Raw genomic sequence first — 15,749 nt, forward strand, 5'->3', positions numbered from 1 at the left:
TTAAAGTTACAAAAGGTTATATTAGGTTCAAGAAAGTTATAGTTACAAAACGTTATATAAATCTTTCGTCAAATAGATTATAACAATGACAAGGAATATAGATAATATGGACATGGAAGCATTATTAGATGTTATGGGATGCAGGACAAGACGTGAAATCATAAATTTGTTAAGGGAGGAGCCAAGATTCGTAAGCCAGATATCAAGGGAATTGCAAATAGGCCAGAAGGCTATAATAGAGCATTTAAGGGCTATGGAAGAAGTGGGTATACTAGATTCCTTCTTTAAGAAGATAGAACGTGGAAGGCCACGTAAATATTATAATATTTCTAATGACATCCATCTTAGCATCATAATAAACAAGAACACCTTCAAGATAGACCTTATAGAAGAAAATGAGGAATTTTTCACCAGTGAATGGTCAAGGCTCATGAAAATAGAGACAAGAATAAAGGGGGGTGATGAAAAGGCAGCGAAAGAATTAAAGAAGTTGATAAGGGTCTATGAATCCCTCAAACGGAAAGCAGAGAAGATTCTAGAAGAAAATCCGCTATAGCCTTTTTGTGGCGATCACAGCTTGTCCAAGGGATACTGAACCATCCCCTGCACACGAATTTTTATGTTGTATAAACCTATAACCTCTATCCTCAACATAGTCCTTGATCGTGAGACTTATAGCTTCATTGTAGAATACGCCCCCTGATCCTCCAATTATATCTGTGCCAACATCTTCCGCAACCCTAACAGCTATCTCAGCCAAACCCCTTGAAATGGATCTTTGAGCAGCAGCCGCTATATCTACTATTTTTTCACCCGTATTTTTAAGCTCCATCACATTTAATAGAAGATCTGTTGTGTCAAGCACATACCTACCCTTGTACCTATATATCCTATAGGGTATATCAAGGTTATTTGAGGACTTATACGCGGCTGATTCAAGTTTCATTGCACACTCACCCTCATATGTCCTCTTGGAACATATATGAAGTGCGGTTGCGATGGAATCTAGGATCCTGCCCGTGCTTGTGGTTATGCCGACATTAATATCCCTTTCTAATTGCCTTCTCACTAGTTGTATCTCTTTTTCACCATGGGGGAAATATTTCTTGTATTCCTCTTTAAAAAGTTCTTCAAGGTAATCAAGAGGATAATAATTTCCCAGAATCGAAAAGAGCATTCTGGCGGGGTATATGGCGCATAAGTCTCCGCCGGGCATCTTTTGGGGGGTTAAGCTTCCAAGTCTCTTATACTGATCATCAAAGCAATATAGTATTTCACCACCCCATGCCGTGCCATCATCCCCATATCCTACACCATCAGCAGCGATACATACAAGTTCCTCTACTCCAGAATCTGCTGCAAGGGCGGCTGCATGGGCATGATGATGTTGAACTTTGAATAATTTGGCGGAGTATTCTCTGCTTAACTCTTCTGCAAGTCTAGTTGTGAAAAATCTAGGATGCAAGTCACAGGCTACTGCATCTATCTCTTCTGTTCCTGTTATTCTCATAAGATACTTAAGGGCATCTTCAAGAAACCTTGTAGTATCATATTTTGTAGTGTTACCAATATACTGGGAAAGATAGCATTTTCCATGGTTTAAAACAGCGAATGTAACATCTATTTCAGGGCCTAGGGCTACTATGTTGGAATCTGATGATAAATTTGAAAGGTCATAAGGTTCTGGTGTGTAGCCGCGGGATCGGCGTATGAATGCCATGTCATTTCCTCTGAAGCGAACAACAGAATCGTCACATCGATTCACTATCCTCCTGTTATGGATTAGGAAATAGTCAGCTATACCTTTAAGTTTTCCAAGTATTTCCTTGTTATTGATTATCATCGGCTCTCCAGGCTTGTTAGCCGATGTCATTACATAAGCAGGCTTTTCAGCATGTTTGAAGAGTATATGGTGTATGCCTGAATAGGGGAGCATTATACCAATATTATGTAGCCTTGGTGCGACTGATGGGGCGAGATCATATTGGTCACTTTTTTTTAGCACGACAATAGGCCGTCTCCTTGACTTTAAAATCTTTTCTTCTTCTGTTGATACTATTGCGAAGGTCTTTATTGTTTCGATGTTGGGTGACATGCAAGCAAAGGGTTGATATGGTCTTCCCAGCCTTTCTCTCAACCTTTTAACTGTTTCATCGTTTGTGGCGTCACATGCAAGGTGTGTGCCACCTATACCTTTTATGGCGACTATATAACCTTCATCTAGTATTTTAGCGGTTTCCTTTAACGGATCATCAACATAGATGGGTTTATCATCGTATAGTGAAAGTTTTGGCCCGCAGAACGGGCAGCATGTTGCCTCTGCATGGTATCTTCGATCTGATGGGTTTTTGTATTCCTTTTGACATTCTTCACAGAGTGGGAAGTCTTTCATGCTTGTCCTTTCCCTGTCGTAGGGTAGTTCTTCGATTACAGTGAATCTTGGCCCGCAATCAGTACAGGCTGTGAATGGGTAAAGGTATCTACGATCCATTGGGTTGTTCATATCAGATAGGCATGCTTCACATGTTGCAACATCAGCAGGTATTACAGATGTTCCTTTAAATTTCGGGGAACTTTCCTCGATTTTGAAGTTGGTGAAACTTAAATGGTTTATTTCATTCCATTCAACCCTTATGTCTGATATTTTTGATATTGGAGGCTTTTTCGACTTCAAATCAGTTATGAATTTTTTTATGGTTTCCTTTTCCCCTTCAACGACTATTTCTACAATGTTACCAAAATTCCTAACATAGCCTTTAAGTTCGAGGTCATTCGCTAACCTGTAGACCGTTGGCCTGAAACCTACACCTTGTACTATTCCCTGGACTAAAATGTGGGCCCTGTACATTTAACACCTCACCGGTTACCTTTTAAAGTGTATATTGTAGACTTTATTATATTATCATATCGGGGGGTGGTCTCCATTGTGAGACCCGTACTTAAAGATCTTAAGGATGGTAAGATTTCAATCGAAGAGGCTGAAAAGCTTATAAAGAGCCAATTTTTGGATATTAGGGAAGTGGCTAGGTTCGATGTTGGGAGAAAGTTAAGAACGGGATTTCCAGAGGCTATCCTAGCATTGGGTAAAAGTGATGATGATATTGTGCGGATTCTCTTGTCTTCCCCAACAGATCCGATGATCGTAACACGTCTAGACACTGAAAGATTTGAAAATATCCGCAAAAAGATAAGTTCGCTTGAAAAGAGGGGATTTTCGATCAAATATTATAAGAGGGCTCATACTCTGGTTGTGAAAAGGGATGAGAAAATTTCCCTAGATTCCAAGGTGGGGATAATAACTGCTGGTACTGCTGATATAACAGTTGCAGAAGAAGCTAGGATTATCCTAGAAGAGTATGGTTGTCAGGTTATCACAGCCTATGATGTTGGCGTTGCTGGGATTCATAGGCTTGTACAACCTTTATATGATATGCTTGAAGAGGATGTTAAGATTATAATTGTGGTGGCTGGGATGGAAGGCGCCTTGCCATCGGTTGTCGCTGGTTTAGTGGATGTGCCTGTTATTGGAGTCCCAACTTCGATTGGGTATGGTGTGGGTGAAGGTGGATTTGCAGCTCTTTATTCAATGTTGCAATCTTGCTCACCTGGTATTGGGGTTGTGAATATTGATAATGGTTTTGGAGCGGCAGTTTTAGCAATTAAGATTATAAGAGCATTTGACTGACTATTGGGGTTTTCTCCTTTTTGAGAATTCATCGAGGATTTCATCGAATTTTATACCCTTATAGACCAAGAGCAAAAAAGTGTGGAATAGGAGGTCTACAGCCTCTTCTAGGATGTTTTCATCATTTTTTGATGCTATTATGAGTTCTGCTGCTTCCTCCCCAATCTTTTCAAGTATTTTATCCTCCCCAGTTTTTTCATCGTCTTTCATGAGATTGGATGTGTATGAATCTATTGGTTTGTCCCTGCGTGTTTCAAGGACTTTGTAGACTTCCTCCAGTATATCATTTTTCATCTTTTTTCCTCGATTTTGCTTTTTTCATGCTTGTTGTGATCGCTATAAGGGGGTGTTGGGCGTCATCGATTATCTCAACATCATCTAAAGTGTATATTTTGTTAATATCTGCGGTTTTTTCCATTCCAAGTTTAAGGTCTTTTTTCATGTCTATTACATAGGAGTCTATTTCTTTATAGCCTAGTTTATATGATGCTACGGCTCTGTGATGTCCATCAACTAGGATGTAACGGTCTCCGGTTTTGACAACTATTGTGGGTTCTGCAAGTCCTTTTCTGATCTCGTATATTCTCCCTTCAAGCTCATCAGCGTATATTTTACTCTGCGTGGGTCTGAGCTTTGATATTGGTATTTTCATCCGTTTAACCTCTGGTTTAACATTGTAGAGTTGCTCTAGTGTCTTTTTGAAGTAATTGACTTTCATTGGTGTTGATCTTTCAATATGTGAGCGTACTATGTCTGTGTTGGTGATGATGCCCACGAGTTTTCCGTTTTTGTCAATAACTGGAAGGCGTGATATTCCCATCCTGAACATGACTCTGGCAGCGTCATTTAATGACATGTCCTGGTCTGCCACCACCACATCTGTGGACATTATTTCCTTAACGGTTTTTACCCAAGGTTTTATTAGAAGATCGAATGCTGTTATGATGCCGATAACACTATCATTATCCCTCACTGGGAACCCGTCGTGCCCTGTTTCTTTCATTAACCTGATTATCTCAGCAGTTGAAGTGTCAGGAGTTACTGAAATAACTTCTTTTGTCATGTAATCTTTTACTAGTGCCTTCTTGGCCATGTTATCCCTTTCCACATTTTTTCCATATTAGTCTGTCCCCGCATTCTATTTTCACTATCCTATGATATGGTATGGCTGTTCCTTTTTTAAGGATCATGAATCCCTTTTCAAGTTTTTTTATGTCTGTGCCTTTTATGGTTTTCAAGTTTTTATGGGCTCCTCTGTGAAGGTAGCTTATCTTACATTTTCTTATATCACGCTTTGGGTGCCATATCATCAGATCAATGATTTTCCTAGCCATTGTGTGTGGGGCTCCTAGATCCTTTCTTTTATGAGTTTGAGGGTCTTTGTGGGGTCAGCTTTTCCCCGGGTTAATCGCATCACTTGTCCGACGAGGAAGTTGATCGCGGCTTCCTTTCCCTCATAGTAGTCTTTAACGGCTTGTGGGTTCTCTTTTATGGTCTTTTCAACGGCTTTTATAATATCTGATTCGTCTATGATCCCGATTAATCCGAGTTCTTCTGCTATTTTGCGGGGGTTTTTTCTTGTGTGTGGCATTTTTTCTATTATCCTTTGACCTGCCTTTACTGTGATTTCTTTGTTTTTTATCATTTTGAGTAGTTCTATGAGGTTCTTGGCGGTTATTTTACTTTCTTTGAAGCTCATTTTGTTATAGTAGAGTACCCTTTTTACTTCATCTCTCATCCATAGGGCTGCGAATTCTGGGTCTATTTCCTTGGCCACTTCCTCGAATGCGTCTGCTAGTTCTATTTCTGATGTGAGGACTCTGGCGTGTTCTTCTTCTAGGTTGTATTCTTTCATGAAACGTTTAACTTTTATATGTGGGGGTTCTGGGATTGTTTCTTTTATTTTTTCTACTAGTTTTTGTTGGAATTTCATGGGTGGAAGGTCTGGGTCTGGTATGTAACGGTAATCTTCAGCTTCTTCTTTAAGCCTCATTGGGACTGTGATCATCTGAGATTCTAAGAATGCCCTTGTTTCCTGTTTAACTTCCACCCCCCTCTTTAGGAGGTTCTTTTGTCTTATCATTTCGAATTTAAGGGCCTTGTACGCTCCTTTGATGGAGTTTATGTTTTTTATTTCAACTCGTTTACCCCCTTCGAGTGATATGTTAACATCGGCTCTCATAGTGCCTTCCCCCCTTGCACATTTACTGTACTCTAGTACTCTTATTAGTTCCCTGAGGAAGTTTCTGGCTTCTTCTGGGGATTTTATGTCTGGTTCTGTTACTATTTCGATGAGTGGTATTCCTGAACGGTTGAAGTCCACTACTCCCAGGTCTGGTTTGTATTGTCCTGGGTCTTCTTCGAGATGCACTTCTCTTATCCTGACATTGTTTAATTCGCCATTGTAGCCTATGGGGACTGAAGTGCGCTGATATCCTGATGGGAGGTCTGGGTAATCATAGTGTTTACGTAGAAAATATGTTGTCTCTGGGTTTATTTTACAGTCTAGCATGAGGGCGATTTTAAGCGCCCCTTCAATAGCCTTTTCATTTGGTGGATATGGTTTAGCCCCTGGCTGATTTAAGCATATTGGGCAAATGTTTTCATTCGCTGATACTTCCTGGTAGTTTGTCGGACAATCACAGAAGAGCTTAGATTCTGTTTCGAGTTGAACGTGAATTTCGAGACCGCATTTCATCTTAATGGTTGTTCCCTCCCTTTTATCGGTGTGGGATCATTGAATTAGTGTGGTTGTTTATGATTTTTTAGGCACATATCAATATATCTTTTTATAAAAGGTTCTAGTTTTTCTTTTGATTCTCCTTTAAGGAGCTTTTGCGTGTCTGTGAATGTGCCTTTAAGTTTTCTTCCACTCCATTTAACTTCTTCTTCAACCCTTTTACCGTATCTTGTCCCGAACATTTTAAATAATGGGAATTTGGTAAGTCCATTGGCCCCTGCGAGTATTAATGGCCCTATGTTGGCTAGGTTGTCGATCCAGGTGCCTGTGATGATTTTAAGTTTGGGGAATTTTATTCTTGTGGCTGCAACTACACCAGCATAATATAATGATGGTGGTTGTGGTGCCTCCTCGAATATTGTGCCTTTGTGTGGGTTGAGTGAATAGAATATTATTCGATCCAATTTTAGGTCATCTATGAGCTTGAAAAGGTGCTCTAAATCTCTGATGGTCTCTCCAATGCCAAGTATTATTGTGATGGCCTTTTTAAATCCTATTTCTTCTGCTACTTCTAGCATTTCCACTATTTGGTTGATGGGTTTGCTTGGGCATAACTTTTCTTGTAATCTGGGGTTGGCTGTTTCTATAGCCCCTGTTATGCCTTCAACTTCGTCTCCATATTCTTCTAGGTCTTTTGTTATGCCTATGTTGAGCCAAACTGGGGATCCTGTTATATCTTTTATTGATTTGGCGATGTATTTTATTTCATTGGTGGTGAATGATTTGTAGCCTCCTGAAAGGAATTCGATGTTCCATCCTATGCGTTTGCATATTTCTGCTTCTGCGAGTATCGCATTAACATTTCTTCTTGCTTTCTTGGGATCTTTTATAAGGGGCTTTTGTGTGCTCATATAACAGAACGCACAGTCCCCCCTTTCACACCACCAAGAAAGGAATATAGCCCTTTCAAGGGTTATAGTATTGCCATGTTCCATTAGAGTGATCTTGTTGGCTTTTTCGAGCAAATTGAGTATTCTTTGATCTTTTAGGTACTTGATAACATTCATGTTAGACTTTCACCTCAAAAAAATATATTTTATTAGATTATAATTAATTATGTAGAGGAATCTTACCGAGGATGGTTCTTATGATCTATTGTCCATATTGTGGTGAAAAAAACAGAGATGAGGCTAGTTTTTGTAAAAAGTGTGGGAACAGGTTGCCAGAAATCAGAAAGAAGCCTAGCACTCATCATTTAACACGAGAACCTATCGGTCTTGTGGAGGAGAAAATTGAAACTTCCTTTGAATGGGACGTGGCTATAATAGCAGCCCTCATATTATTGATATCTTATGGGATTTTAAGGATAATAATATCCCCAATAGCCCTTTGGTTGGCAGCAGCATTCTCAATACTATACTTATTATCAGCCGCCAGGAAAAAAGTATCGATCCCTTTACTAATTATCATGACCTTGATCATAGCCGTTAATATAAAAACATTCTTAGGTTTATAGGGAACACCATTCTAACCTTGCCCTGTGAAGGTTACCGCCCCCTCCATGCTTTTACCAAAAATTTTATATATTATGATTATAAAATTAATCCTACGCCAGAATACTACTCTCGTTAGGTGAGGATATTTTTTAGTGGCCCGATAGATTAAAAGATTCTAATTTGCCGCCGTAGCTCAGTAGGTAGAGCGTTCGGCTGTTAACCGAATGGTCACAGGTTCGAGTCCTGTCGGCGGCGTCACGGGCCCATAGCTTAGCCAGGTAGAGCGCCCGGCTCATAACCGGGCGGTCATGGGTTCGAATCCCATTGGGCCCATCAGTTGCTCCGGTAGTGTAGTCCGGCCAATCATTTCGGCCTTTCGAGCCGAAGACTCGGGTTCAAATCCCGGCCGGAGCATCCAAAAAATCCACTATCCTTTTTCCTATTTTAGGGATTGCGGGGGTGCCCGAGCTGGCCAAAGGGGACAGGCTTAGGACCTGTTGGCGTAGGCCTACCAGGGTTCGAATCCCTGCCCCCGCACTGTCAAAAAAAGGTTAGTAGAGCCGGGGTGGGGTAGTTGGTTATCCTTCGGGACTGTGGATCCCGCGACTCGGGTTCAAATCTCGGCCCCGGCCCCATTCTTATCATATCATCCATACTTGTTGTGGTTTTTTGGGGTTTTAAATGGTGAGAAAAGGCTATAAAGAGGAAATAGACCTTGTTAAGATATTATGGGATAACAATTTCGCCGCTATAAGAGCACCAGCCTCTGGGGGGGCGACTAAAAAACCATTACCTGATGTGATAGCAGGTAATGGGAATAGATACTTGGCGATTGAAGTTAAAACAACATCCAAGGACAAAATTTATATCGATTCTGAGAAAGTCAAAGGTTTGCACAAATTCTCAAGAATATTCGGCGCCGAACCATACATTGGAGTCAAATTCAAATATAAAAAATGGTTTTTCTTGCCATTAGATGATCTCGAAATAACACCACAAAAAAATTACAAGATAGACCTCAAACTTGCACTCAGGAAGGGATTAGACATCTACGAGGTTATTGGTAAGGAAAAACAAGTCAAATTCAAATAGTATGCCCTAAGATTTTATTTGATTACGAGAACTCCTTCAGGGGTATGGGCGAAAAATATTTATAAGATTACAAGTGATAGTATGAATTGTCCCTAAGGTTGAAAGCAGCCACTTGGGGATCTTAGCCAAGGTAGCCTAGTCTGGTGAGGCGGTGGACTGCAGATCCACTATACGTGAGTTCAAATCTCACCCTTGGCTTCCAAAAATTTTATTATATTGTGGGGGTCATGGTGTAACCAGGCTATCATCTAGGACTCCAGTTGTCTTTGAAGAAAGCGCGCTCCTGACACTTTAGATGATGAACAACTGGAGTGCTGAGGCAAGAGAAATCCTAGGATCTGGGTTCAAATCCCAGTGACCCCATCATAATCCTATTCCTTTTTTAGGGTTGATAACTTTGATCCAGAGGATAAATGATGATATTATTTTTATAGAGGGTTCTGTCCATGATTGTAACAGTTACATCATTGATGATATCATAATCGACACAGGAACAGGAATCAATGATCATCTATTATCAGCTTTAAAAAAGGTTGATATTAGCCCAGCTGATATAAGACTCGTTATAAATACGCATTGCCATTTCGACCATACGGGAGGTAACAGACTATTCCCAAACGCGAATATAGCTATACATAGAATGGATGCGCCCCCACTCGAAAAGGGTGATAATATAGCCACAGCAGCATACCTATTCGGGGCCACAATAAAACCAATGAAAGTGGATTTAAAACTTGAGGAAGGGGATAATATAGGGGATTTTGAGGTTATACATACACCAGGTCATACCATGGGCAGCATATGCCTCTATAATGGGGAAACCCTACTCTCGGGTGACACCATTTTCGCATATGGCGGCTTCGGAAGGGTTGATATTGGCGGGAACATCCAGGAGATGAGAAAATCTTTCAAAAAACTCATAGGATTAGATGTTAGATATCTTCTCCCAGGACACGGACCCTGGGTGGAAGATGGGAACAGACACCTAGAATTAGCATATGACCTACTATTTTAGCCTGCGAATAGATTAGTAACCTTCTGGACCGCTTCCATCTTCACAAGGACAGATATCTTAGTATTCTCTTCTAGTATCATATCTGGTTGGGGTATTTTTATTTCACTGTTAGTATGAATTGCGATTATTATATACTCCTCTGTGGGTGAAATATCCCCTATCTTTTTACCTACCACTTCATGATTTTTCACGGTCATGTCAAGGATCTCAGCATCCCCATGGCCGAGAACTATAAGATCAGCCACCTTGGGCCTTGTTATGAGTTTTTCAAGGTATCCTGCTGCGGTCCTCTCAGGGCTTATAACATGTTGGATGCCCACCTTGTGGAATGCGTCCTCATGATCTGGGTTACTAACCCTTGCAATGATCTTGGGGACATGGTATTCCCGTGCGAGTATGCAACTTAGAAGGTTGGCTTCATCATTTCCCGTGGCCGCGACAAAAACATCAGCATCCTTTATGTTGGCCTCTTCGAGTGTTTTTGTATCTGTACCATTGCCGCAGATTACTAGGGCGTCGAGTTCAACAGCAGCATCGGCACATAACGATTCATCACTTTCTATGAGCGTTACATCATGTCCATCTGATATTAGGAGACTTGCGAGGGTTAGTCCTACTCTTCCGCCACCCATTATAACAACATACATATCCACACCTGCAAAATTAAATTTTCATTTCAAAGGTCTAAGTTCATTATTAATAAACTTTTATCTTTTAAAGGCTTTGGATTAGGGACGAGTATGGGCATGATCTCTAGTCTGCCGATGCACATATTATAATATCTATCTTGGGGCGGATATTGACCTACTGAGGCCCACATTACTCTCTGCAGAGGCGACATCAAAAAGAATTTGGGTGGTTCATACCTATTGAGATGTCAATATGGAGGTTATACTCTTAACTATAATAAATCTTCAAAAAAATAAAATTTAAGGGGAGAGGGTAAGATTAAATTATTCTTCTACTAGTTCTGCGAATGCAAATTTTCTCCTGGTTGCGCTGATCCTTATTTTAACTTCGTCACCGACCTTTGCACCAGGGACGAATATAACGAAACCTTCGACGCGGGCGATTCCATCTCCATCCCGGCCTAGGTCCTCTATTTTAACTTTGTACTCTTCACCAACATTGACAGGTGCAGAGTAACTCTCTTTCCTATAATCTCCGAACAATTCATCACATCCTATAATATAGTGGGGTTTATTTGCAAAAATCCCAATCCTTAAAAAAATTAGGATAATTGCTCAAAAACCCTACTTTATAAAAGATTCTGTTTCATAGTATATAAAGTTATGGTTACTAACATTTATTATGGTGATATGATATGATCGGTATAATGGCTGATTCACATGATAACCTCCCAGTTATAAGAGAAGCCGTAGATCTTCTAAACCATGAAAGAGTTGATATGGTGTTACATGCAGGGGACCTCATATCACCCTTCACAGCTAAGGACTTCAATGAACTTAAAATGCCATTCGAAGCCATATTCGGGAACAATGACGGTGAAAAGGATGGTCTAAGAGCTGCATATTCAAATATATGCGACTTAAAGGATTTTAAGGTCTTGGAAGTTGATGGTGTGAGTATAGCGATGATCCACGGCCACCAGGAAGAATTAGTGGACTGTCTTGCAGGATGTGGGAAATATGATGTGGTGGTGAAGGGTCACAGCCACCAAAATAGCGTAGAGGAGAAAGGATCACTAGTAATAGATCCTGGAGAATTATGCGGTTACGTCTCCGGGAAAAAAACGTTCATACTCTTAGATTTGGATGATCTGAGCCATGAATTAGTCGAGTTATGATACAATGAAACATAAGGGTCTGCTATTACTCTTGGCAGGATTTGTTATCATAGCCCTAATGATATACCTTATAGGACCTGCAGATATCGCCAGGGATCTTGAAGAGGCAGACCCATTTTATCTCCTATTAGCTGTGATTATACAATTTGTAACATTTGGCCTTTTCACCCTTAGATGGTCCATAACCACGAGGGCAGTTGGTATTAAGGTGGGGAAGAGGCACCTTCTTCCAATGTTACTTGTTGGCATGGCTATAAATAATTTAACGCCTAGTGCAAGGGGTGGTGGAGAACCAGTAAGAGCTTATATCCTGGGAAAATATTCCCGCACGTCCATGGAATCCGCACTTGCCACAGTAATAGCTGATAGGGGACTTGACACTTTCCCATTCATACTTTTGGCGATCATTACAATAGTATCAATGATATTATACTTTGACCTTCCCTTCATATGGGTGATATCACTTATAGTGGCCGTAATCCTCATAATCGTAATATTTATATTGGCGTTATATGTTTCAGTTGATGATGGAGCTGGTGAAAAGTTCGCAAATTGGATACTCAATACTTTAAAGTTTTTTTATAAAAGGGGTTATGAAAAGTGGAGTTTGAGGATAAAAAATGCTATCATGGAATTCCAAGATTCCATGCGTGTCATGTTAAAAGAGAAGCGAGTGTTCATCTATGGTATACCATTATCATTTTTACTCTGGCTCTTGGAAATTTTAAGGGTTTATTTCATATTCTATGCATTCGGTGCTAATATTACAATCATAGTAATAGCAGAAGTCTTCATCGTTGCAACGCTAATTGGGATGATACCATTACTTCCAGGCGGTTTAGGGGCCATCGAGGGTGCAATGATAATATTATATTCTACGGCTGGTATTTCACCATCCATAAGCGCGGCTGTAACTGTAGTTGAGCGTTTAATTTCATTTTGGATGACATCCATCCTTGGCGTCGCATGCTTACCCTACTTCGGGGCACCAGTTGTGAAAAAGTTATCAGAAAAATTATAAAAGGGAAAATACTATTATCTGTCTATAACAATGGAATTGGTGATATATTATGGAAATAAATGGAGTTGAAATAGAGGACACATTCGCAGAAGCCTTTGATATTAAAGTTTCAAGGGTCCTTGTCACAGCAGCAACCAAGAAACTTGCGAAGATAGCTGCTGTAGAAGCAACAGGCTATGGAACATCTGTTATAGGATGTTCAGCCGAGGCGGGTGTAGACTCATATGTACCGGCCAGGGAGTCACCTGATGGGAGACCAGGATACACTATAATGATATGCAATCCCACAAAGAAGGGCTTAGACCATGAGCTGCTCGAGAGAATAGGGATGGGTATACTCACCGCGCCAACCACCGCAGTATTCGATGCACTTGAGGACCCTGATGAAAAGTTGAATGTTGGATTCAAATTAAAATTTTTTGGAGATGGTTATGAGAAGGATCTTGAAATAGCAGGTAGGAAGGTCCATTCAATCCCTATAATGTCCGGTGATTTCCTAATCGAAAGCGACCTTGGGATAAAAGACGGTGTTGCTGGTGGAAATTTTTTCATATTAGGTGATAGCCAAGGATCGGCGCTTTTAGCAGCCCAGGCAGCAGTTGATGCGATAGGAGCTGTTGAGGGTGTTATAACACCATTCCCTGGGGGGGTAGTTGCCTCAGGGTCTAAGGTCGGTGCTAACAAGTATAAGTTCCTTGACGCGTCCACAAACGAGAAAATGTGCGTCACGCTGAAAGATGAAGTCGAGGACAGTCAAATACCAGTGGATGTAAACGGAGTCTATGAGATAGTCATTGACGGTGTCAACGAAGAAGCCGTGAAAGAGGCTACTAGGAGGGGTATAGAGGCAGCATGTAAAGTGCCAGGTGTCAAGAAGATCAGCGCAGGTAACTATGGTGGAAAACTTGGAGCTTACCAGATAAAACTCCATGAACTATTCTAGTCTATACAAAATTTTTCAACCATTTCTTTTTCTATAATATCCCATATTTCATCCTCTGAAAGATTCACACCTAAGAGCAAACCCTTCCTTTTTAATTCAGTTTCTATTTTCTTGATGTTCTCCACATCTGGGGCTGCCACAGTATGTGAGTGTATGTTACGGGATATTTTATAAAGTGCTGTGAGGGATCTTCTAGCATCTGGATTTTCAAGCTCTTCTTCACATCGTCTAAGATCCTCAAAATTTTTAATGTTAAGCTTTCTTGTTACAATTTGTCTTACACCTGGCAGATAATGGGATGAGTCAAGTATCCTACCACCATTTTCTACTATTGTCCTTTTATCATCAAGAACCCTAACATCATGTTTTACAAGGACCTGAACAACCCTACCAGATCTTTGGATCAGATCCTTTATCTCTTTTTGGGTGAAGTTAACACCTAAGAGGAACCCGCACTTTTTGAGCTCATCCTCTACTCTTTCAAGGCTTTTCGTGTCAGGCCCTGAGACACGATGACTGTGCACACCCCCACCCGAGAGCGTGTAGAGTCTGTCAAGGGCATCATATCTTGAAGGATTCTTCTCTAAAGCCTCGATGAATCTTTTTATATCATCTATGTTATCAACGTGTATTTCTCGTTTTAATGGTTCCTTGAAGCCTGGCAGATAATATTCTATGTCCTCGATGGTGCAACCATTCCCTATTATGATCTCTGCTTCTTTTTCTATATCTTCAATGCCATGGTTTTCTACTATTGTCATCTCTGGTTTTATTATGACCTCTACGAGGCGGCCATGCTTACGTGCTACTTCTTTTATTTCATCCTCTGAAAGATTCACACCTAGCAGTAGCCCTTCCTCCTCCAATTCTTTGACCACTTTGTCTAGGGTCTTTTTATCTGGTCCTGAGATCCAATGGGAGTGTATGCCACTCACTGACTCATAGACTTTTTCAAGGGAGCTTCGGCGATGAGCATCCTCCTCAAGACTCTTTAAAAACTTTTCTAATTGTCCTCTTTCCGAAACTTCGACTTTCCGTATGAGCGGTTGTTTAAATTCTGGGAGATGATATTCTATGTCCTCGATGGTGCAACCATTCCCTATTATGATCTCTGTTTCTCTTTCTATGTCCTTGACTTCATGCTTTACCGTTATCTTCACCATTGTGGGTTCCATAGCTGCAAAATAAATATCTTCTCCTCCACTTACCTCTGGGGATATGACACGGTTAGCCCCAGCCCTGTATAATCTTTTTATGTTCTCCTTTTTACTGGCTCTTGAAACTATCCATACATCAGGGTTAAGTTCTCTTGAAGTGAGAGTGATGAAAAGGTTATCCACATCATCGCCAGTTGTTATGATGATACCCCTCGCCCTCGTAATCCCTGCATTCTTTAATAGTTCCTCATCTGTAGCATCCCCAGGGATTGCAAGGATATTAGGATCCTCCCACAATTCCCTTTCAACGAGTGTTCTATTCTTTTCGATTATGATAACCTTTTGCTTCCTTTTTTTCAATTCTTTAAATGTGGCTGATCCGACCCTGCCAAAGCCACATAATATAAAATGATTTTTCATGGTCTTCATTATCCTAAGGATCTTTGCACCAGAAATTGCTTCTTCTAATGTCATGGCAACCACCGCTACACCGATACTAAAAACATATGCTATAAGGCCCACACCACCGAGTGCGAGGGTCACGCTGAAAAGTTTTTGGCCAATTGTATGGGGTACAATGTCTCCATAGCCTACAGTCGCGAGGGTGACTATGGTAAAATAGATGGCATCATATAAGTTGAGGCCCATAATCCAAATAGAACCGATAACACCATATATGAGTAATATGATAAGTGCTAATAGTGCATAATAGAATATGGATGGTGGCACAGTTTGTATGTATTCGACAGCCGATTCCCATCGTGAAATCGTATGTTTTTGTGGGGGCATGGGACAAAACCTCAAATGAAAAATTTAATCCTCTTTAAGACTAATATTACCATTAGATAATATA

At 40.6% G+C, this 15,749-nt stretch carries 17 protein-coding genes and 7 tRNA genes; 15 read left to right on the forward strand and 9 right to left on the reverse strand.

The features are described 5' to 3' along the window. Positions 1-85 precede the first annotated feature (85 nt). Positions 86-556 (forward strand): ArsR/SmtB family transcription factor, encoded by a 471-nt coding sequence (locus ACZ5XX_RS03055; protein ID WP_464585505.1) that lies wholly within the window; start codon positions 86-88, stop codon positions 554-556. On the opposite strand, the gene hypF is transcribed toward ACZ5XX_RS03055, so the two are convergent. Continuing rightward, the gene (hypF, locus tag ACZ5XX_RS03060; RefSeq protein ID WP_464585508.1) at positions 551-2,848 is read right to left on the reverse strand and encodes a carbamoyltransferase HypF; all 2,298 of its coding nucleotides are present in this window, start codon (positions 2,846-2,848) and stop codon (positions 551-553) included. The genes ACZ5XX_RS03055 and hypF overlap by 6 nt on opposite strands. A gap of 78 nt (positions 2,849-2,926) precedes the next feature. On the opposite strand from hypF, the gene larB reads away from it, so the two are divergent. Continuing rightward, on the forward strand, positions 2,927-3,685 hold the full coding sequence (gene larB, locus ACZ5XX_RS03065) for a nickel pincer cofactor biosynthesis protein LarB (protein WP_464585510.1): 759 nt from the start codon (positions 2,927-2,929) through the stop codon (positions 3,683-3,685). On the opposite strand, the gene hisE is transcribed toward larB, so the two are convergent. From hisE to ACZ5XX_RS03090, 5 genes are read right to left on the reverse strand one after another with little or no spacing between them, the layout of a single operon-like run. Further along, positions 3,686-3,979 (reverse strand): phosphoribosyl-ATP diphosphatase, encoded by a 294-nt coding sequence (hisE, locus tag ACZ5XX_RS03070; protein ID WP_464585512.1) that lies wholly within the window; start codon positions 3,977-3,979, stop codon positions 3,686-3,688. It lies immediately after the preceding gene. Further along, positions 3,969-4,778 (reverse strand): CBS domain-containing ParB/RepB/Spo0J family partition protein, encoded by an 810-nt coding sequence (locus ACZ5XX_RS03075; protein ID WP_464585514.1) that lies wholly within the window; start codon positions 4,776-4,778, stop codon positions 3,969-3,971. The genes hisE and ACZ5XX_RS03075 overlap by 11 nt, the downstream gene beginning before the upstream one ends. A 1-nt stretch (position 4,779) precedes the next feature. Next, on the reverse strand, positions 4,780-5,019 hold the full coding sequence (locus ACZ5XX_RS03080; protein ID WP_464585516.1) for a DUF504 domain-containing protein: 240 nt from the start codon (positions 5,017-5,019) through the stop codon (positions 4,780-4,782). A gap of 14 nt (positions 5,020-5,033) precedes the next feature. Beyond that, positions 5,034-6,383 carry an Asp-tRNA(Asn)/Glu-tRNA(Gln) amidotransferase subunit GatB gene (gene gatB, locus ACZ5XX_RS03085; protein ID WP_464585518.1) on the reverse strand — a complete coding sequence of 450 codons (1,350 nt, stop codon included), beginning with the start codon at positions 6,381-6,383 and terminating at the stop codon, positions 5,034-5,036. Positions 6,384-6,427: 44 nt separating this feature from the next. After that, positions 6,428-7,432, reverse strand: coding sequence for a radical SAM protein (locus ACZ5XX_RS03090; protein ID WP_464585521.1), 1,005 nt, complete (start codon positions 7,430-7,432; stop codon positions 6,428-6,430). Between the two features lie 71 nt (positions 7,433-7,503). On the opposite strand from ACZ5XX_RS03090, the gene ACZ5XX_RS03095 reads away from it, so the two are divergent. The 10 genes from ACZ5XX_RS03095 to ACZ5XX_RS03140 all read left to right on the forward strand — a co-directional run bounded on the left by ACZ5XX_RS03095 (position 7,504) and on the right by ACZ5XX_RS03140 (position 9,968). Continuing rightward, positions 7,504-7,881 (forward strand): zinc ribbon domain-containing protein, encoded by a 378-nt coding sequence (locus ACZ5XX_RS03095; RefSeq protein WP_464585523.1) that lies wholly within the window; start codon positions 7,504-7,506, stop codon positions 7,879-7,881. 162 nt (positions 7,882-8,043) lie between these two features. Beyond that, a tRNA-Asn gene (locus tag ACZ5XX_RS03100) sits at positions 8,044-8,116 on the forward strand. 4 nt (positions 8,117-8,120) lie between these two features. Next, positions 8,121-8,194, forward strand: a tRNA-Ile gene (locus ACZ5XX_RS03105). A 6-nt stretch (positions 8,195-8,200) separates the two neighbouring features. Continuing rightward, positions 8,201-8,275 (forward strand) — tRNA-Glu (locus ACZ5XX_RS03110). 39 nt (positions 8,276-8,314) lie between these two features. Continuing rightward, positions 8,315-8,398, forward strand: a tRNA-Leu gene (locus tag ACZ5XX_RS03115). A 22-nt stretch (positions 8,399-8,420) separates the two neighbouring features. Beyond that, positions 8,421-8,496, forward strand: a tRNA-His gene (locus ACZ5XX_RS03120). Between the two features lie 46 nt (positions 8,497-8,542). Then, positions 8,543-8,953 (forward strand): Holliday junction resolvase Hjc, encoded by a 411-nt coding sequence (gene hjc / locus ACZ5XX_RS03125; protein WP_464585525.1) that lies wholly within the window; start codon positions 8,543-8,545, stop codon positions 8,951-8,953. Between the two features lie 124 nt (positions 8,954-9,077). Beyond that, a tRNA-Cys gene (locus tag ACZ5XX_RS03130) sits at positions 9,078-9,151 on the forward strand. A 23-nt stretch (positions 9,152-9,174) separates the two neighbouring features. Beyond that, positions 9,175-9,316: transfer RNA gene (locus ACZ5XX_RS03135), tRNA-Trp, on the forward strand. Positions 9,317-9,350: 34 nt separating this feature from the next. Continuing rightward, positions 9,351-9,968, forward strand: coding sequence for an MBL fold metallo-hydrolase (locus tag ACZ5XX_RS03140; RefSeq protein WP_464586181.1), 618 nt, complete (start codon positions 9,351-9,353; stop codon positions 9,966-9,968). On the opposite strand, the gene ACZ5XX_RS03145 is transcribed toward ACZ5XX_RS03140, so the two are convergent. Then, positions 9,965-10,615 (reverse strand): potassium channel family protein, encoded by a 651-nt coding sequence (locus ACZ5XX_RS03145; protein WP_464585527.1) that lies wholly within the window; start codon positions 10,613-10,615, stop codon positions 9,965-9,967. The two genes, ACZ5XX_RS03140 and ACZ5XX_RS03145, sit on opposite strands and share 4 nt — an antisense overlap. A gap of 306 nt (positions 10,616-10,921) precedes the next feature. Continuing rightward, positions 10,922-11,140 (reverse strand): TRAM domain-containing protein, encoded by a 219-nt coding sequence (locus ACZ5XX_RS03150; RefSeq protein WP_112093459.1) that lies wholly within the window; start codon positions 11,138-11,140, stop codon positions 10,922-10,924. Between the two features lie 152 nt (positions 11,141-11,292). Between ACZ5XX_RS03150 and ACZ5XX_RS03155 the strand changes: the two genes are divergently transcribed. The 3 genes from ACZ5XX_RS03155 to fhcD are packed head-to-tail and all read left to right on the forward strand — an operon-like array spanning position 11,293 to position 13,739. Beyond that, positions 11,293-11,775 carry a metallophosphoesterase gene (locus ACZ5XX_RS03155; protein ID WP_464585533.1) on the forward strand — a complete coding sequence of 161 codons (483 nt, stop codon included), beginning with the start codon at positions 11,293-11,295 and terminating at the stop codon, positions 11,773-11,775. A gap of 4 nt (positions 11,776-11,779) precedes the next feature. Next, positions 11,780-12,796: a UPF0104 family protein gene (locus ACZ5XX_RS03160; protein WP_464585536.1), complete on the forward strand. Its 1,017-nt coding sequence runs from the start codon at positions 11,780-11,782 to the stop codon at positions 12,794-12,796. A gap of 49 nt (positions 12,797-12,845) precedes the next feature. Further along, positions 12,846-13,739 (forward strand): formylmethanofuran--tetrahydromethanopterin N-formyltransferase, encoded by an 894-nt coding sequence (gene fhcD / locus ACZ5XX_RS03165; protein WP_464585538.1) that lies wholly within the window; start codon positions 12,846-12,848, stop codon positions 13,737-13,739. Here fhcD and ACZ5XX_RS03170 read toward each other — a convergent pair. Further along, complete coding sequence (locus ACZ5XX_RS03170; RefSeq protein WP_464585540.1) at positions 13,736-15,685, reverse strand: 3H domain-containing protein; 1,950 nt, start codon at positions 15,683-15,685, stop codon at positions 13,736-13,738. The genes fhcD and ACZ5XX_RS03170 overlap by 4 nt on opposite strands. Positions 15,686-15,749: the final 64 nt, after the last annotated feature.

Source organism: Methanothermobacter crinale (assembly GCF_055397825.1).